The 22,936-nt window shown below is 72.1% G+C and carries 23 protein-coding genes; 14 read left to right on the top strand and 9 right to left on the bottom strand.

The features are described 5' to 3' along the window. Window positions 1-173: 173 nt before the first annotated feature. Window positions 174-1,124: a sensor histidine kinase gene (locus J5X86_RS12620; protein WP_208516833.1), complete on the bottom strand. Its 951-nt coding sequence runs from the start codon at window positions 1,122-1,124 to the stop codon at window positions 174-176. Between the two features lie 154 nt (window positions 1,125-1,278). On the opposite strand from J5X86_RS12620, the gene J5X86_RS12615 reads away from it, so the two are divergent. The 3 genes from J5X86_RS12615 (at window position 1,279) to J5X86_RS12605 (ending at window position 3,594) form a co-directional block, all read left to right on the top strand. After that, complete coding sequence (locus J5X86_RS12615) at window positions 1,279-2,160, top strand: alpha/beta fold hydrolase (protein ID WP_208516832.1); 882 nt, start codon at window positions 1,279-1,281, stop codon at window positions 2,158-2,160. A gap of 221 nt (window positions 2,161-2,381) precedes the next feature. Beyond that, window positions 2,382-2,705: a hypothetical protein gene (locus J5X86_RS12610; RefSeq protein ID WP_078638415.1), complete on the top strand. Its 324-nt coding sequence runs from the start codon at window positions 2,382-2,384 to the stop codon at window positions 2,703-2,705. Window positions 2,706-2,757: 52 nt separating this feature from the next. Next, entirely contained in the window at window positions 2,758-3,594 is an 837-nt protein-coding gene (locus tag J5X86_RS12605) for an SAM-dependent methyltransferase (protein ID WP_208516831.1), read from the top strand. 107 nt (window positions 3,595-3,701) lie between these two features. Here the strand turns inward: J5X86_RS12605 and J5X86_RS12600 are convergent, their stop codons facing one another. The 3 genes from J5X86_RS12600 to J5X86_RS12590 all read right to left on the bottom strand — a co-directional run bounded on the left by J5X86_RS12600 (window position 3,702) and on the right by J5X86_RS12590 (window position 8,923). Further along, the gene (locus J5X86_RS12600) at window positions 3,702-6,464 is read right to left on the bottom strand and encodes a BTAD domain-containing putative transcriptional regulator (protein ID WP_308124523.1); all 2,763 of its coding nucleotides are present in this window, start codon (window positions 6,462-6,464) and stop codon (window positions 3,702-3,704) included. A 248-nt stretch (window positions 6,465-6,712) separates the two neighbouring features. Continuing rightward, window positions 6,713-7,648 (bottom strand): TauD/TfdA family dioxygenase, encoded by a 936-nt coding sequence (locus J5X86_RS12595; protein WP_208516829.1) that lies wholly within the window; start codon window positions 7,646-7,648, stop codon window positions 6,713-6,715. A 345-nt stretch (window positions 7,649-7,993) separates the two neighbouring features. Then, complete coding sequence (locus J5X86_RS12590; RefSeq protein WP_208516828.1) at window positions 7,994-8,923, bottom strand: LysR family transcriptional regulator; 930 nt, start codon at window positions 8,921-8,923, stop codon at window positions 7,994-7,996. Between the two features lie 120 nt (window positions 8,924-9,043). Here J5X86_RS12590 and J5X86_RS12585 point away from each other — a divergent pair, with 120 nt between their 5' ends. The 6 genes from J5X86_RS12585 (at window position 9,044) to J5X86_RS12560 (ending at window position 14,466) form a co-directional block, all read left to right on the top strand. Beyond that, window positions 9,044-9,421, top strand: a complete 378-nt coding sequence (locus J5X86_RS12585) for a nuclear transport factor 2 family protein (protein ID WP_208516827.1) — start codon at window positions 9,044-9,046, stop codon at window positions 9,419-9,421. Then, window positions 9,421-10,665: an FAD-dependent monooxygenase gene (locus J5X86_RS12580; RefSeq protein WP_208516826.1), complete on the top strand. Its 1,245-nt coding sequence runs from the start codon at window positions 9,421-9,423 to the stop codon at window positions 10,663-10,665. Before J5X86_RS12585 ends, J5X86_RS12580 begins: the two co-directional genes overlap by 1 nt. A gap of 251 nt (window positions 10,666-10,916) precedes the next feature. Continuing rightward, window positions 10,917-12,059, top strand: a complete 1,143-nt coding sequence (locus J5X86_RS12575) for an inorganic phosphate transporter (protein ID WP_208516825.1) — start codon at window positions 10,917-10,919, stop codon at window positions 12,057-12,059. A gap of 33 nt (window positions 12,060-12,092) precedes the next feature. Next, window positions 12,093-12,332: a hypothetical protein gene (locus J5X86_RS12570; RefSeq protein ID WP_208516824.1), complete on the top strand. Its 240-nt coding sequence runs from the start codon at window positions 12,093-12,095 to the stop codon at window positions 12,330-12,332. Window positions 12,333-12,407: 75 nt separating this feature from the next. Continuing rightward, window positions 12,408-13,250, top strand: coding sequence for a pentapeptide repeat-containing protein (locus tag J5X86_RS12565; RefSeq protein WP_208516823.1), 843 nt, complete (start codon window positions 12,408-12,410; stop codon window positions 13,248-13,250). 40 nt (window positions 13,251-13,290) lie between these two features. Beyond that, on the top strand, window positions 13,291-14,466 hold the full coding sequence (locus tag J5X86_RS12560; RefSeq protein WP_208516822.1) for a damage-control phosphatase ARMT1 family protein: 1,176 nt from the start codon (window positions 13,291-13,293) through the stop codon (window positions 14,464-14,466). 82 nt (window positions 14,467-14,548) lie between these two features. Here J5X86_RS12560 and J5X86_RS12555 read toward each other — a convergent pair whose 3' ends face one another. After that, window positions 14,549-14,812, bottom strand: a complete 264-nt coding sequence (locus J5X86_RS12555; protein WP_208516821.1) for a hypothetical protein — start codon at window positions 14,810-14,812, stop codon at window positions 14,549-14,551. 201 nt (window positions 14,813-15,013) lie between these two features. Then, entirely contained in the window at window positions 15,014-15,277 is a 264-nt protein-coding gene (locus J5X86_RS12550) for a hypothetical protein (RefSeq protein ID WP_208516820.1), read from the bottom strand. A gap of 207 nt (window positions 15,278-15,484) precedes the next feature. On the opposite strand from J5X86_RS12550, the gene J5X86_RS12545 reads away from it, so the two are divergent. Beyond that, window positions 15,485-16,153, top strand: coding sequence for a pentapeptide repeat-containing protein (locus J5X86_RS12545; protein ID WP_208516819.1), 669 nt, complete (start codon window positions 15,485-15,487; stop codon window positions 16,151-16,153). A gap of 78 nt (window positions 16,154-16,231) precedes the next feature. Here J5X86_RS12545 and J5X86_RS12540 read toward each other — a convergent pair whose 3' ends face one another. The 3 genes from J5X86_RS12540 to J5X86_RS12530 form a co-directional block, all read right to left on the bottom strand. Continuing rightward, window positions 16,232-17,002, bottom strand: coding sequence for a metalloregulator ArsR/SmtB family transcription factor (locus J5X86_RS12540; RefSeq protein WP_208517014.1), 771 nt, complete (start codon window positions 17,000-17,002; stop codon window positions 16,232-16,234). An 87-nt stretch (window positions 17,003-17,089) separates the two neighbouring features. Further along, window positions 17,090-17,596: a DUF664 domain-containing protein gene (locus J5X86_RS12535; RefSeq protein ID WP_119984420.1), complete on the bottom strand. Its 507-nt coding sequence runs from the start codon at window positions 17,594-17,596 to the stop codon at window positions 17,090-17,092. A gap of 111 nt (window positions 17,597-17,707) precedes the next feature. Continuing rightward, on the bottom strand, window positions 17,708-18,529 hold the full coding sequence (locus tag J5X86_RS12530) for a maleylpyruvate isomerase family mycothiol-dependent enzyme (protein ID WP_208516818.1): 822 nt from the start codon (window positions 18,527-18,529) through the stop codon (window positions 17,708-17,710). A 118-nt stretch (window positions 18,530-18,647) separates the two neighbouring features. Between J5X86_RS12530 and J5X86_RS12525 the strand changes: the two genes are divergently transcribed. Genes J5X86_RS12525 through mdlC form a run of 4 tightly spaced genes read left to right on the top strand, consistent with a single transcriptional unit; the run spans window position 18,648 to window position 22,936 of the window. Then, the gene (locus J5X86_RS12525) at window positions 18,648-19,631 is read left to right on the top strand and encodes an ABC transporter substrate-binding protein (protein WP_208516817.1); all 984 of its coding nucleotides are present in this window, start codon (window positions 18,648-18,650) and stop codon (window positions 19,629-19,631) included. Beyond that, complete coding sequence (locus J5X86_RS12520) at window positions 19,628-20,437, top strand: ABC transporter permease (RefSeq protein WP_208516816.1); 810 nt, start codon at window positions 19,628-19,630, stop codon at window positions 20,435-20,437. The genes J5X86_RS12525 and J5X86_RS12520 overlap by 4 nt, the downstream gene beginning before the upstream one ends. Continuing rightward, window positions 20,434-21,255 carry an ABC transporter permease gene (locus J5X86_RS12515; RefSeq protein ID WP_208516815.1) on the top strand — a complete coding sequence of 274 codons (822 nt, stop codon included), beginning with the start codon at window positions 20,434-20,436 and terminating at the stop codon, window positions 21,253-21,255. The genes J5X86_RS12520 and J5X86_RS12515 overlap by 4 nt, the downstream gene beginning before the upstream one ends. Window positions 21,256-21,304: 49 nt before the next feature. Next, a complete protein-coding gene (mdlC, locus tag J5X86_RS12510) occupies window positions 21,305-22,936 on the top strand; it encodes a benzoylformate decarboxylase (protein ID WP_208516814.1) in 1,632 nt (543 codons plus the stop codon).

The following is a 22,936-nucleotide window of genomic DNA, read 5'->3' as shown; positions in this document are numbered from 1 at the left end:
GCACCGCCCCGGCCGCATCCGGCACCGGAGTGGCCGCCGGCGCCTGCCAGGTCAGGCGCCGTGGCGCGGGGAGCGGGAGCGGGGGCGCTGGCGGGTGGCGGGTGGGAGGCCGGGAGGGCGAGCTTCCCATCCGCCCCGCGGCCCGGCCGCGCGGGTCCGCGGGCGACGCGATGTCAGATGCGGGTGCGCAGCCGGATGAGGGTGCCGTCCGCGTCGGCCTGCATCTGTACGACGTCGCACAGCATGCGCACGCCCCACAGCCCGAATCCGGGCTCGGCGTCGGCCGGCGGGGTGAAGCCCCACAGCGCGTCCGGGTACCAGTGGCCGGGCCCGGAGATCTCGCAGACCAGATCGCCGTCATGAACCCAGGTGCTCAGCCGAGCCGGGGCCTCGCCGTGCCGGATCGCGGTGGTGGACACCTCGCTCACGGCCGCGACCATGTTGCGCAGCGCGTCATGGCCCATGCCGTGCCGGCTCGCCCGCTCGGCGACGAAGGTGCGCACGGCGTCGAGATCGGTCGAGACGATCGACACCGACTCGGCCATGCGCGGGGCGGGCGGCAGGGGACGCCGGTCGCAGGTGGCGCTGAACGGGCCGGGGTCGGTGTAGGCGTCGCTCCGCTCCGGCCCTTGGCCGTCGATGATCTCGGGGTGGGTCTGGCGCGCGTACGCGAGGATCTCGGGGTGCAGCAGGCGCCGGTCGTAACAGCAGATCGCGCGGGCGCCGGAGTGGGCGAAGGCCGCGTTGACGATCGACTCGTAGCGCGCCCACTCCACCACCTCGAGCGGGGTGCGGCCCTGCCACACCGGTTCGGCGATCACCCGGACCCGGCGTGGCTTCTCGGCCTTCACGAAGGAGTCATAGGCGGCGATGGTCTTGACCGGGTGCTGGTACCAGCTGAGCGCCTCCTCGAACTGCACCGCCTTGGCGTCCTGCCCGAGCGCGTCCCGCAGCGCCCCGATGTTGGAGGAGGCGGCGACGACGGCCACGGCGTCGTCCGCCTCCAGGCCCTCGCGGAGGAAGGGGACGCACACGTCGACGACTTCGTCCTCGTCGCGATAGAGGAATCCGCGATGCATCATGGCGTCGCGGTGGTCCGCGACGGTGCTGCTGGGGCTGGTCATCGGGCCTCCCTGGGGCTCGGCCGGCGAAAACACTTCAGGTGCGTCATCGAATTTCCGGACGGTATAGCGCAGTCTGCCACTTCCCCGGCCCGGCGCGCAGCCCGTTCCGGCCATACATGGACGGCATCCTGACGGTGCATTAGCATCCTCGGGCGTGACAGAGCTGAAGAACATCAACGCAAATGGACTTGATTTCGGGTATTTCGAAGCGGGCCCGGCCGACGCCCCATTGGCGCTCTGCTTGCACGGCTTCCCGGACACCGCGCACTCCTGGCGTCATCTGCTTCCCGCGCTCGCGGACGCGGGCTACCACGCCGTCGCGCCCTTTCTGAGGGGCTACGCGCCGTCCGGCATACCGGCCGACGGCGCCTACCAGGCGGGTGCGATCGCCGCCGACGCCAACGCGCTCCACGAGGCATTCGGCGGCGACGGTGACGCCGTGCTCATCGGCCACGACTGGGGCGCCATCGCCACGTACGGCGCCACCGGCAGCGCCCCCGGGCGCTGGCGGCGCGCGGTCACGATGTCGGTGCCCCCGCTGGGCGGGGTGCTGGCCGACTTCTTCAACTATGACTACGGGCAGTTCAAGCGCTCCTTCTACATCTTCCTGTTCCAGACGCCGCTGGCCGAGGCCGGTGCGGCGGCGCACGACATGGCCCTGATCGACGGCCTGTGGCGCGACTGGTCGCCCGGCTACCAGGACGCCGGTAAGGACATCGCGCACGTCAAGGAGAGCCTGCGGGATCCGGCCCATCTCGCCGCCGCGATCGGCTACTACCGGGCCCTGTTCGACCCGTCGCGCCATGTGGCGGCGTACGCGGCCGAGCAGGAGGCCATCACGGCCACCGGGGAGACCCCCATCCTCTATCTGCACGGCACCGACGACGGCTGCATCGGCGCCGATGTCGTCCAGGGGGCCAAGGACCACCTCCCGGCGGGCTCGCGCATGGAACTGGTCGAGGGCACCGGGCACTTCCTCCACCTGGAGGCGCCCGAGCGGATCAACCGGGAGGTCCTGGCCTGGCTCGCCGGGTGACCGGGCGGCCCTGGGTGCACGCCTTGCTGCCACATCGCGTGTGACCAGGGCCTTTCCCATGCGGAACGCGATGCGGCCGCGGCGGGGATCTCGACCGGGGCGGATCCGGTCGAGCCGCCGCGGCCGTCGCTTTACCGCCGGTATACCGCCGCTGGTCCGCCCTCTTCCATGCTGGGCGCATCGCTACAGCCGCCCGGCAGGGACGCGTCTGGAGAGGGCCTGTGAACGTCGACCAGCAGCATCAGCCTCGCACCGAGGACGAACCCCTCTACGCCTGGAGCACCTTCCAGCTCTGCGGCGGGGTGGAGGGGTCCGGCCCGAGCGGCACCTGCCGGGCCGAACACACCGCTCGCACCTGTCTGGAAGCGGCACTCCAGGCCACCGCGACCCACTCCGGCGCGTACTCCTGGGGGCAGCTCAGCCGGGTGTCCGCCGATGTCGGACTGCCCTTCCACCTATGGGCGCGGGATCCGGTCGCCTGGGCCGAACCGGGGCCCAGTAAGACGGTCACCTGGCGTCCGGGCGCGGCTCCGCATCCGCAGTGATCCGGAACCGTCCGCGGTGAGGCGAGGCAGTGCTATTGGTAAGGGAATCACGATGAAGAGCAGCGGACCCGGGATAGGGCTCCTCAGGACAAGGGCGTGGCGGCCGGCCGACCACGGCCGTCTCGCGGTCAGCGAGGCGAATCCGGCCAGGGTCTACAACTTTCTGGTCGGCGGTAAGGACAATTACCTCGCCGATTACGAGCAGGCCCAGCGATTTCTCGGAGTCGCACCGGAAGTCCGCGACACCGCGCTCTCCAATCGGAGATTCCTGCACCGTGCCGTCCGTCATCTCGCGTCCAGTGGAATCAGCCAATTCCTGGATATCGGCGCGGGATTGCCGGCGAACCCGAATGTGCACGAGATCGCCCAGGCCGTGAATCCCCGGGCCCGTGTGGTCTACGCCGACAACGACCCCATCGTGGCCAGCCACGGCCAGGCCCGTCTCTCCGTCTCCGGCACCACCATGGTCAGGGCCGATGTCCGCTCGCCCGACGACCTCCTCGGCCATGAGGAACTGCGGCGGCTGCTCGACCCCGCGCAGCCGGTCGCGATCCTGCTGACGCTCGTCCTCGACTACATCGAGGACCTGGAGAACCCCATCGGTATCGTCCGCCGGCTCATGGACTGGGCCGCACCGGGCAGCTGTCTGGTCCTCTCCCATGCCACCGGTGACTTCACCCTCGACACCGACCGGGAGTGGGAGGTCATCAGCTTCGGGGACCCCGTCAGCCTGGTCGCCCGCGACCGTGCCGGGATCATGGAGTTCTTCACCGGCCTCGACCTGCTCGCCCCGGGCCTGGTGCAACTGCCCTCCTGGCGCCCGGGCATCGGCGCCGAGTCCGACCCGAGCCGGGTGTGGGCCTACGGCGGGGTGGCCCGCAAGCCGTAACGCCACCCCCTGTGTACGACGTCGTACCCCCGGTGTCCGACGTCGTACCCCCCGGTGTCCGACGTCCGCCCCGGATCCCGCCTCAGCGCGGGCCGGGGCCGATCTGCTCAGCGCGGGCCGGGGCCGATCTGCAGAGTCATACAGGCGGGGAAGAGCCCGCTCCAGGTATGCCCGCGCCAGCTCTCGTAGGTACCGGGGCGCTGCCACACGGGCAGGGCCTGGTCCATATGGGCCCGGCCCTCGACGAACCTGCCCTGTTCCATATAGGTGATCCCGATCTCGTAGAGGGCGAAGCCCTCATGGTGGATGTTGCCCGTGCGGCGGGCGTACTCCAGGCTCTCCTTGAAACAGGTCAGGGCGTCCTCGGGACGGCCCATGCCCCGGTGGGCCCGCCCGAGATTGCCCAGGCCGATCACCTCGGCCGGCAGATCCCCGGCCTCACGGGCGAGGGCGAGCTGCCGCTCCTGCGCCGTGATGGCCTCCTCGAACAGACCCAGTTCGCACAGCGCGTCCGCGAGATTACAGGCGGAGCGCAACTCGCCCTCCCAGTGGCCCAGTTCGCGCCAGATCTCCAGCGCCGACTCCAGAGCGGTCCGCACCTCGTCATAGCTGTGCTGCAGCCAGTACGCGGCGGAGAGGCCGTCCAGCGCCCATGCCTCGCTCGCCGGGTCGCCCAGGCGGCGGGCGGTCTCGATGGCCAGCTCGTTGACCGTCTGCAGATCCTGGGCGTGGGCCCGGGGAAAGAGGAACCACTGGAGCGCCCGCGTCAGCCGTAGCCCGAGACGGACGATCGCCTCGGGCTGGGCGGGCTCGGCCGCGTGGGCGACGGCGGCCAGCAGATTGGGGAGCTCGGCCTTCAGCCAGCTCTCGGCCTCGTCCTGGCCGGTCAGCGGGACCGCCGGGCCCTCGCCGGGATGCCGGGGCCAGGGGCGGAGCGGGTCGAGCAGGATGACCGCCTGCTGGGCGGTGGCCGCATAGCAGGACAGCGCCCGCTCCAGCGCCGCCGAGCGCTCCGCCTCGGACTCCTCCTGCTCCGCCTGCTCCGACGCGAACAGCCGCAGCAGATCGTGCATGTGGTAGCGGACGGAGTCCCGGCTCTCCAGGAGCTGGGCATCGACCAGCCGCTCCAGCGCGTTCTCGGTGCGGTCGGCGGGCAGGTCCAGCAGCGCGGCGGCCACCGGCAGGCTCACATCATGCCCGTGCACCACGCTGAGCAGCCGGAAGGCGCGGACCGCGTCCAGGTCGTCGGAGCGCCGGCCGAGCCGGAACGCCTCGTAGCTCACCTGGAAGCTGATACGGACGGCCAGATCGCCGAACCGCAGCTCGTCCAGCCGGCCGCGGGCGTCGGTCAGCTTCGCCACGAGGGTGCGCAGCGGCCATGCGGGGCGGGCGGCCAGCCGGGCGCCGGCGATCCGCAGCGCCAGTGGCAGCCCGCCGCACAGCCGGGTGATCTCCTCCGCCTCCGTGGGCTCGGCCCGCACCCGCTCCGCGCCGACGACCCGTTCCAGCAGCGCCACCGCCTGGTCCTGGGGGAGCACATCCAGATGCAGATGGGTGGCGCCCTCCAGGGTGGTCAGCATCTCGCGGCCGGTGACCAGCGCGGCGCAGCCCGGCCCGGCGGGGATCAGCGGCCGCACCTGGTCCACACTCGCGGCGTTGTCGAGGATCACCAGCAGCCGCCGGCCCGCCGCCAGCGAACGGAACTGCGCGGACGCCTCGTCGGTGTCGCCCGGCACGCTCGAGCCGTCCACGCCGAGGGCGCGCAGGAACCGGCCGAGCACCTCGCCGGGGTCCAGGGCCGACTGCCCGGCGGTCGCCCCGTACAGATCCACATAGAGCTGGCCGTCGGGGAAGCGGTCGGCGAGCTGATGCGCGGCGTGAATGGCCAGGGTCGACTTGCCGACCCCGCCGGTGCCGTCGATGGCCGCGAGCACCACGGACCGCCCGCTCTCGCCCGCCTCCGGGTCCCCGGCCGCGTCCATCAGCGCCTGGATCACCGCGACCTCGCCATGGCGGCCGGTGAACGTGGGGCTGGCGGGCGGCAGTTGGCGGGGGCCCCGGGGGGCCTTGCGGGGAGCGGCGGGCGCGGGGCGGTCCGCCTCCGGGGCGGGCGGCGCCGTCAGGGAGGCGTCGGCGTTCAGGATCCGCTCGTGGAGGCCGCGCAGCGGCGGGGTCGGCTCGACCCCGAGCTCCTCGCTCAGCAGCCGGTGCAGATCACGGTAGGCGGCCAGGGCATCGGCCTGCCGGCCGGACCGGTACAGGGCCAGCATCAGCCGGCCGCGCAGCTCCTCACGGAACGGATGCTCGGCGGTCAGCGCCTCCAGCTCGCCCAGGACAGCCGTATGCCGCCCGCATCGCAGGTCCGCGTCGATCCGGGCGTCCACGGCCTGCAGCCGGCACTCCTCGAGCCGGGTGGCCTCCGCCGCCACCGCCGGGGTCGGGGGCACATCGGCGAACGGGGTGCCGCGCCACATCGCCAGCGCCTCGCGCAGCCGCTCCGCCGCGGTCTCGGGCGCCTCCCGGTCGAGGCTCCGCCGCCCCTCCTCGACCAGCTGCTCGAAGCGGTGGGCGTCGAACTCGGCGGCCTCCACCGCCAGTCGGTAGCCCTGCGCCTTATAGCCCTGCTTCTCGGTGATCAGGGTCTGCCCGGCCTCGTCGCCCAGGGTCTGGCGGAGCCGGGAGACATAGGTCTGCAGCAGCTTGGTGGCGCTCCGGGGCGCCCCGTCCTCGCCCCAGAGCTCGTCCAGGAGCCGCTCGGTGGAGACGGTCTGGTTGGCGTGGCACAGCAGCACCGCGAGCAGCGTCCGCCACTTGGCGGGCCCCAGGGAGGCCCACCCCTCGCCGTCGCGCAGCTCAAGCGCTCCCAGCACCCGGTATCGCACCCGTCGCCTTCCCTCGGCTCGTCAACTGACCACTCCGCAACGGTTATACCTCCGGTGTGGCCCCTGCCGGACATCGTTTCATCCGCCCGGAACGAGTCCGCACCGGGTAAGGGCTTTCTATGAGACTCCCATGGGCCCTCTACGGGCTCTCCTGCGGGTCTTCTACGGGCTTTCGCGGGCTTCGCGGATGACCGAAAATCGTCGCACCAGGGGCCACCGCGCGGCTCGGCCGGGGGTCAGAACGGCTGGTCGCCCTCGATGGCGACGCGTTCGGCGACCCTGCGATGCGGGGCGTAGTCGTTGACCGCATAGTGCTGCGTGGCGCGGTTGTCCCAGAACGCGACGTCGCCCGGCTGCCAGTGGAAACGCACCTGGTACTCCGGGACATGCGCTTGCCGGCACAGAAAGCTCAGCAGCCGGTCGCTCTCCTCCCGCTCCATCCCGGTGATCCGGGTGGTGAAGGAGGTGTTGACGAACAGCATCCGCCGGCCGGTCTCGGGATGGGTGCGCACGACCGGGTGCTCCACCGGCGGGAACATCTCCTGGAACGGGGCCAGCCGCTCGGGCCCGTAGAAGCGGGCGAAGCCGGGGATGAAGTCGTGGATGGCGGTGGCGCCGTCGATGCGGTCCCTCACCTCCGCCGGGAGGTTGTCGTACGCCGCCGCCATGTCCGCCCACAGGGTGTCCCCGCCCACCGGCGGCACCTCGCGCAACTGCAGCACGGCGCCGAGCGCGGGCCGGGTGCGGAAGGTGACATCGGTGTGCCAGATGTTCTCGAAGGTCGGCGTGGCGCCGGAACCCTTGTCGAAGCGGACGACATCCTCGCTGGAACCGGCGGCCAGCAGGGGATTGGTCTCCAACTCGCCCCAGTGGCGGGCGAATCCGCGCTGCCGCTCCGGGGTGAGGTGCTGGCCGCGGAAGAAGAGCACCTTCCACTCCAGCAGGGCGCGGTTCAGCTCCTCGCGCAGCGCGGGCTCCAGCGGCCGGGACAGGTCCAGCCCGCGGATCTCGGCCCCGATGACGCGTCCGAGGGGCGCGACCTCGAACCGGTCGTACGGACGCTCCTCCCACCCCTCGGGCACTCGCCGCAGGATGCGCCGGCCCTCGTACATCCCGTCCGGCGGGATGGGGGCCTCGCGCAGGGTCGCTGGTGTGGTCTCGACGACGGTCATGGCGTCTCCTCATGCGTGACAACGGGCAGGGGCAGGCGGGCGGAGATGCCCTCGTGCCGAGGGGGACCACGGGAACGTCGTCCGGATCGTCGCGATGTCCGGCATCGGCAGGGGAATGGCCGGCGATCGTCAGAGGAATGACCGGCGTGGCCTCGGGGGCGCGGGGGCGATGGCCGCGGGATGCGGAGAGTCCCGGTTAGAGGCCCGAGCGCTCACACCCGGTCCGGTCCGGGGCGCGAAGGTGTCCCGTCGAGTCGAACCGGTGCCTGATCATGCGGCAATTCTGGAATCTGCCCTGGTGGGCTGTCAATGGGGGGTGCCATGCGTGTGCGGGGAGATGCCTCCTTACTCGGCGGCGCGGTCAGGGGCCGACGTGGCGGACGTGGCGGACGCTCCGGCCGCCAGGGCGGTGCGGGCGCGCTCGACCAGGGCCCGGCCGGCCGGGCCGCTCGGGCCGTCCGCCCGCCAGGCGAAGGCCAGCCGCCCGCGCAGGGCCGGCCGGTCGATGCGGACCGATCGCAGCCGGTCCGACCGCGCCTCGGCGAACGCACCGGGCAGGATCGCCGCGCCCAGCCCCCGCTCGGCGAGCTGGGCCAGCACCTCCGGATCGCTGGCCTCGAAGGCGATATGCGGAGTGAAACCGGCGGCCGCGCACGCCTCGTCGATTCGGGTGCGCAGCCCCGTGCCGCGCGGCAGGCTGATCAGCGCACGGCCGCGCAGGGTGTCCAGCGAGATGGCCGAGTGCACGGCGAGCTCATGGTCCGGGCTGACCGCGGCCACGATCGGCTGGTCCGTGATCACCTCCAGTTCGACACCCGCCGGAGTCGTGGCGCCCACGCTGACGATCGCCGCGTCGAGCCGTCCCGTGCGCAGGCCCTCCAGCAGCTCATCCGAGGTGGCCTCGGTGAGGGTGATCTCCACCGCCGGGTGGGCGTCGTGGAACTCCGCCAGCAGCCCCGGCAGATCCACGCTGTGCGAGGTGACCGTCCCGACCGCGACATGGCCGCGCAGCAGTCCGGTCAGCTCGTCGACCGCGAGCCGGGCGCCCTCCACCGCCGCGAGCGCGGCCCGTGCGTAGGGGAGCACCGCCGCGCCCGCCTCGGTCAGCCGCACCGAGCGGCCCGAGCGGTCCAGCAGCTGCTCGCCCAGCTCGCGCTCCAGCCGGCGGATCTGTGCACTGACCCCGGGCTGGGCCACATGCACCTTCTCCGCGGCCCGGGTGAAGTTCCGCTCCTCGGCCACCGCCACGAAGTATTCAAGCTGCCGCAGTTCCATAACAAATGATTCTAGCAATCAGACATACCATCTGTTGGACTTCTGATCGCGCCCGCCGGAGGGTGGAGACAGCCGAAAGACAGCCCCAAGGCAGTCGAAGGCAGTCGAAAGGAGTCGACCATGACCGAGACCCGTGCCCGCGCCACCACCCCCGAGGATCTGGCCCGGCTGTTCGTGGAGCGCGCCAACGCCGGTGACGCCGAGGGGCTGGCCGAGCTCTACGAGCACGACGCGGTGCTCGCCTACCCGCCGGGTGCCATGACCGTCGGCCGGGAGGCGATCCGCGCCGTCTGCGAGCGGATGCTGGCGCACGCCCCGCGCCCCTTCCAGGTGGAGGAGGCGCTGCCAACCGTCCGCTACGGGGATCTGGCCCTCACCTCGACCCGCCCCGCCGACAACACCGGCGGTCGGGTGCAGTTGGCCCGCCGCCGGCCGGACGGCACCTGGCTGCGCATCATGGACCGCCCCGAGATCCGCCCCGAGGCCGGAGCCGAGTGATGAGCGTGCTCATCGCCGGGGCCGGGATCGGCGGGCTGGCCGCCGCCCTGAGCCTTCACGCGGCCGGTGTCGGGTCGGCGGTCGTCGAGAGCGCCCGGGAGATCCGGCCGCTCGGCGTCGGGATCAATCTGCTGCCGCACGCCGTGCGCGAGCTCATCGAACTCGGCCTCGGCGATGAGCTCGCCGCCATCGGCGTGGCCACCGCCGAGAACGTGTACGGCGACCGGTTCGGCCGACGGGTCTTCACCGAACCGCGGGGCATGGCCCAGGGCTACCGCTGGCCGCAGTACTCGGTCCACCGCGGGGAGCTGCAGCGGCTGCTCCTCACAGCGGTCCGCGAGCGCCTGGGCGCGGGCGCGGTCCGCACCGGGGCGCGGGTCGTGGGGTTCGACGACTCCGGGGAAGGGGCGGGGCCGGGGGAGCTGGGCAGCTCAGGGGAAGGGACGGGGCCCAGGGAGCGGGGCAGCGTGCGCGTGCGCGTCCTCGACCGGGCGACGGGGACGGTCGAAGAGAGCGCCGCGCGGGCGCTGATCGGCGCCGACGGGCTGCACTCCGCGGTGCGCGCCGCGCTCCACCCGCAGGACGGTCCGCTGCTGTGGTCGGGCATCCGGATGTGGCGGGGCACGACGCGAGCCGAGCCGTTTCTGACCGGGCGCTCGATGGTGATCGTGCGCGACGGGGACGCCGAGCTGGTCGCGTATCCGATCGGCGGCGGCCGGGTGAATTGGGTCTGCCAGGTGCGGGTGTCCGAGCCCGGGCCGCTCACCGGGGACGCGGCCTGGAACCGGGTGGGCCGGCTCGCCGATGTGCTGCCGTACTTCGACCACTGGCGGCTCGGCTGGCTCGATGTTCCCGGCCTGCTGATGAACAGCGGCGAGATCCTCGAATACCCGATGGTCGACCGCGAGCCGCTGCCGTGGTGGGGGAGCGGCCGGGTGACCCTGCTCGGCGACGCCGCGCATCCGATGTATCCGGTGGGGGCCAACGGCGCGTCCCAGGCCGTCGTGGACGCCCGCGTCCTCGCCCGCGCACTCGCGCGAGCGGATGATGTGCCGACCGCGCTGGCCCGCTACGAGACCGAGCGCCGCGAGGCGACGGCGGCCGTCGTACGGGCGAACCGGGCCATGAACCGGGCCGGTGCGCGGACCCCCGAGGAGCTCGCCCGCGTCACCGACACCTACCGGGACACCACGGGAAGCGACGTCCGCACGCTCAACACCCGCGTCTCCCTGAGCTGCCGGTGAGCCGTCCGGACGGCGGGATGGAGGGGGACGGCGGGATGGAGGGGGTGGGCGGAGCGCACCGTGCCGGCCACTGCCGCGCCGCGGCCGGGTCGGTGCCGTGTCCACGGCGCCGACCCGGCCCGGTCGTTGGGCCGGATGCCAGCGTTGGCGCCCTCCTGACACCCCGCTTAGCGTGGACATCAGACAGCGGTCTTCACGAGACGGTCTGACGCGGCGATGTGCCGGACCACTCCTGGTGCGGGAGGTCGGGAATGGACTCCGTCTCCTTCCTTCTGGTGGCCGTCATCCTCACGGCACTGGCCTTCGACTTCACCAACGGCTTCCACGACACCGCCAATTCGATGGCCACGTCCATCGCCACGGGGGCGCTGTCGCCCCGGATCGCCGTCGGCGTCGCCGCGGTGCTCAATCTGGCCGGGGCCTTTCTCTCCACGGAAGTGGCCAAGACGATCTCCAATGGCATCGTCGACGACGCCAAGGTCTCCCCGGTCATGATCTTCGCGGGGCTGATCGGGGCGATCCTGTGGAATCTGATCACCTGGCTCGCCGGGCTGCCGTCGAGTTCCTCGCACGCCCTGTTCGGCGGGCTGATCGGCGCGGTGTGGGTGGGCGCCGGGGAATCCGCGGTGCGCTTCACCGCGATCGTCGAGAAGATCCTGATTCCGGCGGTCGCCTCACCGATAGTGGCCTGTGCGGTGGCCATGCTGGCGACCTATCTCGCCTACGTGATCACCCACCGGGCGGCCGCCCCCGCGGCAGGGAAGGGGTTCCGCGCGGGCCAGGTGGGATCCGCCTCCCTGGTGGCCCTCGCCCACGGCACCAACGACGCGCAGAAGACGATGGGGGTCATCACCCTCACCCTCATCGCCGGCGGTGTGCTCGGCCACGGCTCCGGGCCCCCGTGGTGGGTGGTGCTCGCCGCGGGCCTGGCGATCTCGCTCGGCACCTATGTCGGCGGGTGGCGGATCATCCGGACCATGGGGAAGGGGCTGACCGACGTCCAGCCACCTCAGGGCTTCGCCGCCGAGACCAGCGCCACCGCGGTGATCCTGGCCTCGTCACATCTGGGCTTCCCCCTCTCCACCACCCAGGTGTGCACGGGCAGCATCCTGGGGGCCGGGCTCGGCCGCAGGCTGGCCCAAGTGCGCTGGGGGATCGCCGGGCGGATCGCCGTGTCCTGGCTGCTGACCCTGCCCGCGGCGGCGGCCGTGGGAGGTGTCGCGGCCTGGGTGGCGGGCCGGGGCAACGCGGGGGTGGTCCTGGTGGCGGGCATCGCCGTCGCGGCGGCGGTGGGCTTCTACGCGCTCTCGCGCCGTCGCCCGGTGAACCCGGACAACGTGAACGAGCCGGGCGTCCCCGAGCCCGCCGAGCGCACTCTGGACACGACCGTCTGACCCGGATACGACCTCGTTGAGGAGCTGATCCGTATGGGCGCCACCTGGGGCACCATCGGCGGGGTCTTCGGGGTCAGCCTCGGGGTCACCGTCCTGGTGGTCGTGATGTTCTCCCTCGGCGTCGCCGCCTGGGCCCGCGCCGGTGGCGGCGTACCGCGCCATGGAGCGCGCCGCGGCCGTTCGGACTCGGTGGCGGCGGGCGCGGCGGTGGTGTGTTTCGCCGCATGTCTGGCGATCGCCGCCTATGGAATCGACCTGATCATTCCCGGCTGAGCCCGCTTGCGACAATGGAACCACCGAGCACCGCCCGCATCGCGGTGCTCTCGTCCACGCGGGAGACCACGCACGGTGTCATATCCGACCCAAACCCCTTCCTCCGGCCCGGCCGCGGCGGACCGTACCGCCCTGCGGGCCGACTGCGGCAACTGCTTCGGGCTGTGCTGTGTCGCCCTGCCCTTCGCCGCCTCCGCGGACTTCGCGATCGGCAAGGGCGCGGGGGAGCCCTGCCGTAACCTCCGGACCGACTTCCGCTGCGGTATCCACTCCCGGCTGCGGGAAGAGGGCTTCAAGGGCTGCACGGTCTACGACTGCTTCGGCGCCGGGCAGAAGGTCTCCCAACTCACCTTCGAGGGCCGCGACTGGCGGCGGCACCCCGGGACGGCCTCCGAGATGTTCGCCGTCCTTCCCACCATGCGCCACCTCCATGAGCTGCTCTGGTACCTCACCGAGGCCCTGACCCTGCCGGCCGCCCGGCCCGTCCACGGCGCGGTGCGCCGGGCGCTGCGGGAGACGGAGCGCCTCACCCACGGGAGCGCCTCCGAGCTGATGGAGCTCGATGTGGCGGCCCACCGCGACCAGGTCAATCAGCTTCTGCTGCGGACGAGCGAGCTGATACGGGCCCGGATCCCGGGCAAGAAGAAGAACCGCAGGGGAGCCGATCTCATCGGCGCCGACCTGAGGGGAGCCGATCTGCGGGGCGCCAACCTCCGCGGGGCCCAGCTCATCGCCGCGGACCTCACCCGAGCCGATCTGACGGCGGCCGATCTGATCGGGGCCGACTTCCGTGACGCCGACCTGAGCGCGGCCGACCTCCGGGGCGCCATCTTCCTCACCCAGGCCCAGCTCGCCGCGGCCAAGGGCGACGCCGCCACCCGGCTGCCGCCGTCCCTCACCCGCCCCGCGCACTGGTGATCCCCTCCTCGCCACCGCGCGGTGTGCGACCCTGACTGCCATGTCCGACACCGTCGACGCGCCCGTGATCCGTAGCGATGAACCCGGATCGTTCGCCCGGAGTGTGCTGGCCGAGCGCCATCCCGCACTGATCGAGAAGGTGCGCGACGCCTTCCCGTACGGTCCCGGGCAGCACCGTGCCCTCGACGCGCTGCGCGACAACGCCGCCGAGGGCGCCATCACCCCGCTCCCGCCCACCGCGTACGACCACGACCGGTGGGCGGAGTGGGGCCGGGAGCACTTCGGCCGGTCCTGGTTCGACGTGCCGTTCCTGTGGTCGGAGAGCTACTTCTACCGCCGGCTCCTGGAAGCCGTGGGCTACTTCGCCGACGGTCCCTGGCGGGGCGTCGACCCGTTCCGCCCCTTCAAACAGGCCGAGCTGCACACCCCTGAGACCGAGGCCGAACTGGCCACCCTCGACGACATCCTGCGCAAACCCGCCGGGGAACAGGCCGACGCGCTGGTGTACGGCTCGCTGTGGGGCAACCGCGCGGACCTGGGCTTCCGCATCTCCTCATCGGCCGCGGACGCGAGCGGCGCCGACACCCCGCCGCTGGTCGCGGACGACTCCGAGGCGCTGTGGTCCCTGCTGCCCGCCGGCTCCCCGGCCACGCTGTGCGTGGTGGCGGACAACGCCGGGCGGGAGCTGCTCCCCGACCTCGTCCTCATCGACCATGTGCTCCACCACGGGCGCGCCGAGCGGGTGGTGCTGCAGGTGAAGCCGTATCCGTACTACGTCTCCGACGCCACCACCGAGGATGTCGTCGATTGTCTGCGCCGTCTGCTGCGGGCGGAGGGCGCTGCGGCCGGGACCGGCAGACGGCTCTGGGCCGCCATGGGCGACGGGCGGCTCGTGGTGCGCGCGCATGACTTCTTCCGCGCCCCGCTGCCGTACCAGGAGATGCCCGGCGATCTGCGGAGTGAGTTCGCCGAGGCCACGCTCACCGTCTTCAAGGGCGATCTGAACTACCGCCGCCTCGTCGGCGACCGGCTGTGGCCCCCGACCACCTCCTTCGCCGACCGCACCGCGTACTTCCCCGGCCCGGTGGCCGCGCTGCGCACCCTGAAGTCGGATGTCATCGTCGGCCTCGACGAGCGGACCGTGGCCGCGCTGGACGCGCATGAGGACCACTGGCGCACCAGCGGCGCCCATGCGCTGATCCAAGTGCGGCGGTGAACCAGCGCGCTCCCCTCACCGCTGCGAGGATGAGGGGAGCGCGCTGGTTCAGCGATCGTGGTCGCCGGGGTTTCGCCAGAGGTTACCCGCCGATGTTGTTGAGGCAGGTGCTGCCGATGGTGACGTCACCGCTCGGGGCGGCCCCGCCGATGGAGTAGGCGCCCCCGTTGAGGGTGTCACAGTCGTTCTTCTGGAAGATGAAGCTGGAGAAGTCGACGCTGGTGGGGGTGCCGGTGTTTCTGTCGGAGCCGCCGCCGTAGCCTTCGGCGGCCGCGGTGCCGGTGCCCAGGAGCACCAGGGTGCCGGCGGTCGCGGCCAGCAGCGCCGCCTTCTTCGCGATCTGCATGGGTTCCTCCGTGTCGTCGCAGAGCGAGATATCTGACGATCAGATTTAACGGATAAAAACGGGACGAAGTCACGTAAGCGCACCGGATAGTGACCCGACTGGCCCACTATTCGGTTGAAAGGGGAACGCTCCCCTCACCGCCGGAGCGGTGAGGGGAGCGCGCTGGTTCAGCGATCGTGGTCGTCGGGGTTTCGCCGGAGGTTAGCCGCCGATGTTGTTGACGCAGGTGCTGCCGATCTTCATCTCACCGCTCGGACCAGCGGCACCGGTGGAGAGGGCGGTGCCGTTGGCGGTGTCGCACTCGTTGCTCTGGAAGATGAAGCTGGAGATGTCAATGCTGGTGGGGGTGTCGACGCCCCTGTCGTAGCTGCCGCCGTTGCCGTAGGCGGCTGCGGTGCCGGTGCCGAGGAGCACCAGGGTGCCGGCGGTCGCGGCCAGCAGGGCGGCCTTCTTCGCGATCTGCATGGGTTCCTCCGTGTCGTCGCAGAGCGAGATATCTGACGATCAGATTTAACGGAGAAGCGCCGGAGAAAGTCGGGTAAGCGCACCGTGGAGTGACCCGCACGGCGTACGTCATCCCCTCCGGTGTCAGTCGGTCCCCGCGGGGATGTCCGACCCGGATGGCAGGATCGCCCCCGCACGCCGTCCGCCCCCCAGGAAAGTGAGCCCCGCATGGCGCCGTCCCCCCGTGAACTCGCCGATCTGCCCTTCGCCGACCATCTGCGGCCGTTCGACGGGGTCTTGGCGGAAGGGGGCGACTACGACACCGTTCATCTGGATGGCGACGCGTTCGACGGGGTCACCTGCGACAACGCCCGGTTCCTCGAATCCGCGTTCTCCTCGGTGACCTTCACCGGGGGCCGTGGTCGCGGGGCCCGGTTCCATGAGGTGTGGCTGGACGGGGTGCGATGGGTCGGCACCGATCTGGCGGACACCGACTGGCTGGACGGCGAGCTGGGCGGCTGTGTGCTGGCCGGCCTCGAGATGTTCTCCGCGCGGCTGCACCGGGTGGTCTTCCACCGGTGCAAGCTGGAGTCGGTGAATCTGCGCACCGCCACGCTGCGGAACGTCACCTTTGTGGACTGTCTGCTGCGCGATGTCGACCTCGGCGGTGCGGGGCTGACCGAGGTGGCGTTTCCGGGGTCGGCGCTGGAGGACGTGCGGTTCGGCAAGGCGCGGATGGCGAAGGTCGATCTGCGGGGGGCCACCCGGCTGGAGATCGCCGATGGATATGACGCAATGGGCGGTGCCACCATCGGCAGCGGGCAGCTGATGGAGCTGGCGCCGATGCTCGCCGATGCTCTGGGGATCACGGTACGGGACGGTGGGGCCGCGCGGTGAGTGCCCGCGTGCCGCCTGTCGCGGCGGACGGGCCGGTGGGCCGCCGCGCCGCGACCGGCGGTGTGCCGACGGCGCGGGTCACTGGGGGATCAGCCAGGGCTGCTGCGGCAGCGGACTCCCCGTCTCGATCAGCGACTTCAGGTTGGACAGCACCGCGGCCCAGCCACCGGCCGCCGCAGTCCGCTCGGCCTCGTCGGCCAGGTTCTCATGGGTCACGGTGAGCCGGACGATGTCGCCATGCGGCTGGATGTCGAAGGTGACCCGGGAGGGCTCGGCGGCGGCATCCGCGTCGGGCGCGGCCCAGGTGGTCACCAGCCGGGTGGGCGGTGCGCTCTCCACGACCGTGCCGACGACATCGGCGGTGCCGGAGCCGTCCGTCCGCTGATGCTCCCACGGGGAGCCGACCTGCCAGTCCGACACATTGCGGTGGCCCCAGTACTCGGCCGTGAGGTCGGCGTCGGTCAGCGCGTGCCAGACCTTCTCCGGTGTGCTCTCGATATAGATGACGTACACGAACGCGGGCTTGTCGGCCATCGCTTCCATCGCTTTCTCGGCTTGCCGTCTCACCAAGCTCAGCGCGCGCAGCCGCGGGCGCTCGAACTTGTCGATCCAGCGCTCCTGGATCTCATTGAGGGGGACGGGGTTGAGGTAATGGAGTTTTTCGCGGCCCCGCCGCACCGTGCTGACCAGATTGGCGGCCTCCAGGACGGCCAGATGCTGGGTCGCGGACTGGCGGGTCATCTCCAGCCGCCGGCACAGCTCGCCCAGCGTCTGGCCGTTGTGCTCATGCAGCAGGTCCAGCAGATACCGCCGGGTCTGGTCGGCCAGCGCCTTGAAGACCTTGTCCATCTCTGAGCTCACACCGCACGTTATGCAGGCGATTGCCTGCATGTCAATGCGAGCGCTGTGACGGCCCCCGTTCTCCGTGATTCCGCGCTACCGCCTGCGGATCGCGCCGCGGATGAACGCCGCCTGCCCGGCGTGCTCCAGATCGTCCCCGATCACGCTGACCAGCCGGACGCCGAGGGTCACCGCCGGGGTCCACCGCTCGTCCACGATCCGGTCGAGATCGGAGTCGCGGAGGCCGCGCACGAAGGCCAGCGTGTTCTCGTGGACGGCGTCGTAGTACCCGGCGAGCAGGTCGGCGTCCGCTCGCACCGCCGCCACGTCCTTGCTCCGGTGGCCGTAGCCGGTGGCGTCCGGCGGGAACGGCAGGCCGAACCGCTCGGCCCAGCCCTCGGACGTCCAGAGCTGCTCGGTGCCCGCCGCGTCGGCGATGTGGTCGTCCTGGACCCGGGTCAGATGCCACACCAGCCAGGCGATCGAATTGGCCCCGCTGTCGAGCCGTACGGCCAGCTCGTCCTCGGAGAGCCCGTCCACGGCCGCCTGCACCTCCTCGCGCACCCGCTCAAAGGCGTCGGCCAGCAGATCGGCGCTGTTCATTCACGGCTCCCTCGCTCGTGGTTACCTTCCGGCCATGGTTTCACCCCGCGGTGCGGGCCGAGGGGTGCCGACTCGCCGGGACGCGACTCACGCGGGCGGGACGGACGCGACTCACACGGGCGGGACGAGGGTGAAGTAGCGGTCGAGCACCGCCTGGTCGCCCGTCACCTTGTCGAGCCGGTCCGCGGGGAGCCGCCGCCACAGGAACAGCATCAGGTCCGACGCGGTCCCGGCCAGCTCGACATCGCAGAACCCCTCGTCGGTTTCATCGTCCGCGGTGCCCGTGGTGAGCCGCACGTCGTCGCCGTCGAAGCGGACCGTCCACAGGCCAGGGCCGTCGGTCCGGCGGAACCGGAACCGCTCGCCCGCCCCGGGAGGGGCCTCCCGCCACGCCCGCCGGGCCGGGGCCATCACCTCGAAGGTCTGGGCCACGGCGTCCACCGCGAGACCGGGCTCGACCGGCCGGGCCCGCGCGCCGACCGCCTGCTCGGCGTCCCAGCGGTGCAGGGCCGCCTCGATGGTCTGCATCCGCAGCCAGAATCCCGCGGTGTGCTCCGCCGACCAGGTCCACACCGCCAGGCCCGGATCCTCGCTCCGGAACAGCGCCTCGAGCCGGGCGGCCCCCTCGGCGAACCAGTCGACGAGGCCCACCGGCACCGGGCCGTGATGCGGCCCGCCCGTGGGCGCCGGCCAGCCCTCGCGGTCCTCGGGAAGCTCGAAGAGGGTGACGTCCGTGATGTCCGGCTGCCGGCTGAGCCGTTCCCGGATGACCCGGGCGACCAGGCGATGCACCCCGCCCAGGTGCAGCACCAGGTCCGACATCGTCCAGCCGGGGCAGGAGGGGATCAGCGGCGCGTCCGCCCCGTCGGCGGCGCCGCGGGCCGCCTGCTCGAACGCCACGATCTCGCGGTGGAAATGGGCTGAATAGTCCATGGCCGCACTCTGCCAGGTCGCAACCGCCCCTGCCATACACCGGCCGGCCCGAGGCCCTGTTCGACGAGGTGTTCCCGGCCATGGTGTGAATAGCTGACGACCCCTATCGTGAAATGCCATGAGAGTCCAACTGCGCTTCCGCTCAGCAAAGTTGGCCGCGACCGCCACGGTCACCGCCGTGCTTCTCGCCGGATGCGGCGGCTCCGAGGAGGAGTCCGGGGCCCGGGGCGGGCCGGAGAAGAAGACCATCACGGTCGCGGGACTGCCGCTCGCCGATGTGGCCGCGCTGCACATCGCCATCGATCGGGGGCTCTTCGAGAAGGAGGGGCTGAACGTCCGCGTCCAGCCGGTCCAGCAGAGCGTCCAGGCACTGCCCGCGCTCGCCCACGGTCAGGTGGACGTCATCGGCGGCGCCAACTTCGTGACGTTCCTCCAGGCCCGCGAGAAGGGCACCCTGGCCACCCGGGTGCTGGCCGAGGGCGCGCGCAACGCCCCGCACATGATGGAGGTGCTGGTGCCCTCCGACTCCAAGATCAAGGGGCCGCGGGACCTCAAGGGCAAGAAGATCGCGGTCAACATCCTCAACAACATCCAGTCGCTGACCCTCAACGCCGTCCTCGGCAAGGCCGGGGCCGGGCTGCCCGAGTACCGGCAGGTCCCGTTCCCGCAGATGGGCTCGGTGCTGGAGCGGGGCCAGGTGGACGCGGTGCACGCCGCCGAGCCGTTCGTGACCGCGCTCAAACGCGAGTTGAAGGCCCGTACCGTGATCGACGGCAACGCGGCACCCACCGCCGGACTGCCGCTCAGCGGCTATGTCACCACCGACACGTTCATCGACAAGTACCCGAAGTCCGCCGCCGCGTTCCAGCGCGCCATCACCGCCGCCCAGGCCGTCGCCGCCAAGGACCGCGGCGCCGTGGAGAAGGCGCTGCCCGGCTATACGAAGATCAAGCCGGCGGAGGCCGCCGCCATCGGCCTGCCCGCCTACCCGGCCACCTCCAGTGCCGCTCAGCTCAAGCGGCTCATCTCCCTGATGCGGGCGCAGAAGCTGCTCACCAAGGACCTGGACCCCGCCGCCGTCCTCTACCAGCCCGCCAAGTGAGCCCCGCCACGGCCAGACGGAAGCGCACCGGGCGGGCCAGGGACGCGCTGCTCGGCGCCGTCGGCGTGCTCGTGGCCTTCGCCGTCTGCGAGGCCCTCAGCCGTTCCGGGATGGTGCGGCGCGCGTTCCTGCCGCCCGCCTCCGAGGTGCTGGTACGGGCCGTCGAACTCGGCGGCGACACCGCCTTCCTGAACGGCGTCGCCGCCACCCTCGAGGCATGGGCCACCGGGCTCGCCCTGGCCTGCGCCCTCGCGATCCCCCTCGGGCTGCTGCTGGGCAGTGTGCCGGCGGCCGGGCAGGCCGCGCGGGTGCTGATCGAATTCCTGCGCCCGGTGCCGTCGGTGGCCCTGATCCCGCTGGTGTCACTGCTGCTCGGCGCCGGCAGCGAGACGACGGTCGCCCTCGTCACCTACGCCAGTGTCTGGCCCGTGCTGTTCAACACCGTCTATGGGCTCGGCGAGACCGATCCGCTGGCCAAGGACACGCTGCGCGCCTTCGGCTTCGGGCGGCCGGCCGTCCTGCTGCGGGCCGGTCTGCCCTCGGCCGCCCCGTTCATCGCCGCCGGGGTGCGCATCGCCGCGGCCACCGCCCTGATCCTCGCCGTGGCCAGCGAGATCCTCGCGGGATTCGGCGAGGGTCTTGGCACCTTCATCGCCCAGGCGGGCATGGCCACCGACGGCACCCGCGATGTGCTGGCCGGTGTGGTGTGGGCGGGAGCGCTCGGCCTCGTCGTCAATCTGGTCCTCACCGCGGTCGAACGGCGGTTGTTCCCCTGGGCGCCCGAACATCGCGGGAGCGGCACATGACGGCGTCGGCCACACTCCACACCGTCCGGCGGCTGCCCCGGACACTCGCGCTGCGCCTCGGCGTACCGGTGGTGGCGGTGGTGCTGTGGCAGCTCGCCGCGCGGGCCCACGGCAGTGTGTTCTTCCCGACTCCCGCCCGGATCGTCGAGCACGGCTATCACCTGTGGTTCTCCGGCCCCGCCGGACAGGCGTTCCTCACCGACGCGGCGGTCCGCGATCTGCTGCCCAGCCTCGGCCGGGTGCTCGCCGGATTCGCCCTCGCCGCGGTCCTCGGCATCGTGCTGGGGCTCGCCCTGGGCCGCTCGCGCACCGTGTACGCGCTGTGCGACCCGGTGCTGCAGTTCGCCCGCGCCGTGCCCCCGCCCGCGCTGGTGCCCGTCTTCGTCGTCGTCTTCGACCTCGGTACGCCGATGCAGCTCGCCTCGATCGTCTTCGGCGCGATCTGGCCCGTACTGATCAACACGGCGGAGGGCGTTCGCGGCATCGACCCGCTGCGGCTGGACGTCGCCGCCACCGTGCGGATGCGGCCCGCCGAGCGGATCGTGCTGCTGTATCTGCCCGCCGCGCTCCCGCGTATCTTCGCCGGGCTTCGGCTGAGCCTGTCACTCTCGCTGATCCTGATGGTGTTCTCGGAGCTGCTGCCCGGCACCGCCGACGGCATAGGTTTCCAGCTCACCGACGCCCAGACCCGCTCTGATCTGCTCACGGTGTGGGCGGTGATGGTGCTGCTCGGAGCGCTCAGCCATCTGCTCAACAGCGTGCTGCTCACCGTCGAACGCATGGCTCTCGGCAGACACCGTGCCGCGCACCGCTCCTGACGACCCGTACGCAGGACCCGCCCCCGCACCCAGCCGAGGAGGTGGCCCCATGGCCGCGCCCCCCGCCCACCCACCGACCACCACGGTCCGCGACGCGGTGCTGGCACTGTGCCGCGCCACCGGCATGACGACCGTCTTCGGCAACCCCGGCTCCACCGAACTGCGGATGTTCCGCGACTGGCCCGAGGACTTCCGCTATGTGCTCGGACTGCAGGAGTCGACCGCCGTCGCCATGGCCGCGGGCCACGCCCTGGGCACCGGGCGGGCGGCGCTGGTCAGCCTGCACTCCGCCGGGGGTGTCGGCCACTCCCTGGGCGCGGTGTTCAACGCCTACCGGGACCGGGTGCCGGTGGTGATCATCGCGGGCCAGCAGTCCCGTGCGCTGCTCCCGCTGCGGCCCTTCCTCGGCGCCGACGAACCGGCCCGGTTCCCGCGCCCGTACGTGAAGTTCAGCAGGCAGCCGGAGCGGGCCGCCGATGTGCCCGCCGCGCTCGCCGAGGCCCACCGCGTCGCCATGAGCCACCCCCGGGGCCCGGTCTTCCTCTCCGTACCGGAGGACGACTGGGACCGCCCCGCCGAGCCGGTCGCCCCGCGCACCGTCCACGGCGGCTACACCGCCGACCCCGGCGCGCTGGCCGGTCTCGCCCGCGCGCTCGACGCGGCGGCCCGCCCCGCGCTGGTCGCCGGGCCCGGCGTGGACGACGAGCACGCCGTACGCGAAGTGGCCGAACTGGCCGAGCGGCTGCGGGCCGCGGTGTGGATCAGCCCGCTCTCCGGACGCTCCGGCTTCGACGAACGCCACCCGCTCTTCCAGGGCTTTCTGCCGCCCGTCGCCGACCAGCTGGCGGAGCGGCTGGCCCCCTACGATCTGGTGGTCGCCCTCGGCGCCCCGCTGTTCACCTACCATGTGCACACCGAGGGCCCGCCGCTCGCCGACGGCACCGAGCTGTACCACCTCGACTGCGACCCCGCGCAGGCCGCGTGGCTCCCCGTGGGCACCAGCATCGTCACCACCCTCCGCCCCGCCCTGCGCACCCTCACCGACCTCGTCCAGCCCTCCGATCGGCCCGCGCCAAAGGTGCGGCCCGCCCCCGAGCCGCTGCCCGCCTCGGCCGAGGAGATCTCCCCCGAGCTGGTGATGGAGCTGCTCCGCGAGCGGCTGCCCCGGGACACCGTGCTGGTGGAGGAGACCCCCAGCCACCGCGACGCCCTCCACGCCCGCCTCCCCATCAGCGGCGCGGGCCGCTTCCTCACCACCGGCAGCGGTGCGCTGGGCTGGGGGCTGCCGCTCGCGGTCGGACGCGCCCTCGCGGACGGCGAACGGGTGGTGTGCGTGGTCGGCGACGGCTCGGCGCTCTACTCGGTGCAGGCCCTGTGGACCGCCGCCCGGCACCGCGCCCCGGTGACCTACCTCCTGCTCGACAACGGCGGCTACGGCGCGGTCAAGGCGCTGGGCCGCCGCATCGGCATCACACCGGTGCCGGGCACCGAGATCGGCGGCATCGACTTCGCCGCGCTCGCCGGGGCCTTCGGCTGCCCGGCCGACCTGGTGGAGCGGCCCGACGAGCTTCCCAAGGCCCTCGACCGGGCCCTCGCTCTCGGCCGTGACGACGGCCCGGTGCTGCTCCAGATCCGGGTCCCCGCCGACGACTCCCCGGCGTACGAGCCCTGGGCCCGGTGA

The organism is Streptomyces sp. NEAU-YJ-81 (genome assembly GCF_017592595.1).
GTDB lineage: Bacteria > Actinomycetota > Actinomycetes > Streptomycetales > Streptomycetaceae > Streptomyces > Streptomyces hygroscopicus_B.
The sequence above is the reverse complement of the archived record's forward strand: the minus strand, read 5'-3'. Positions and strand labels throughout refer to the sequence as shown.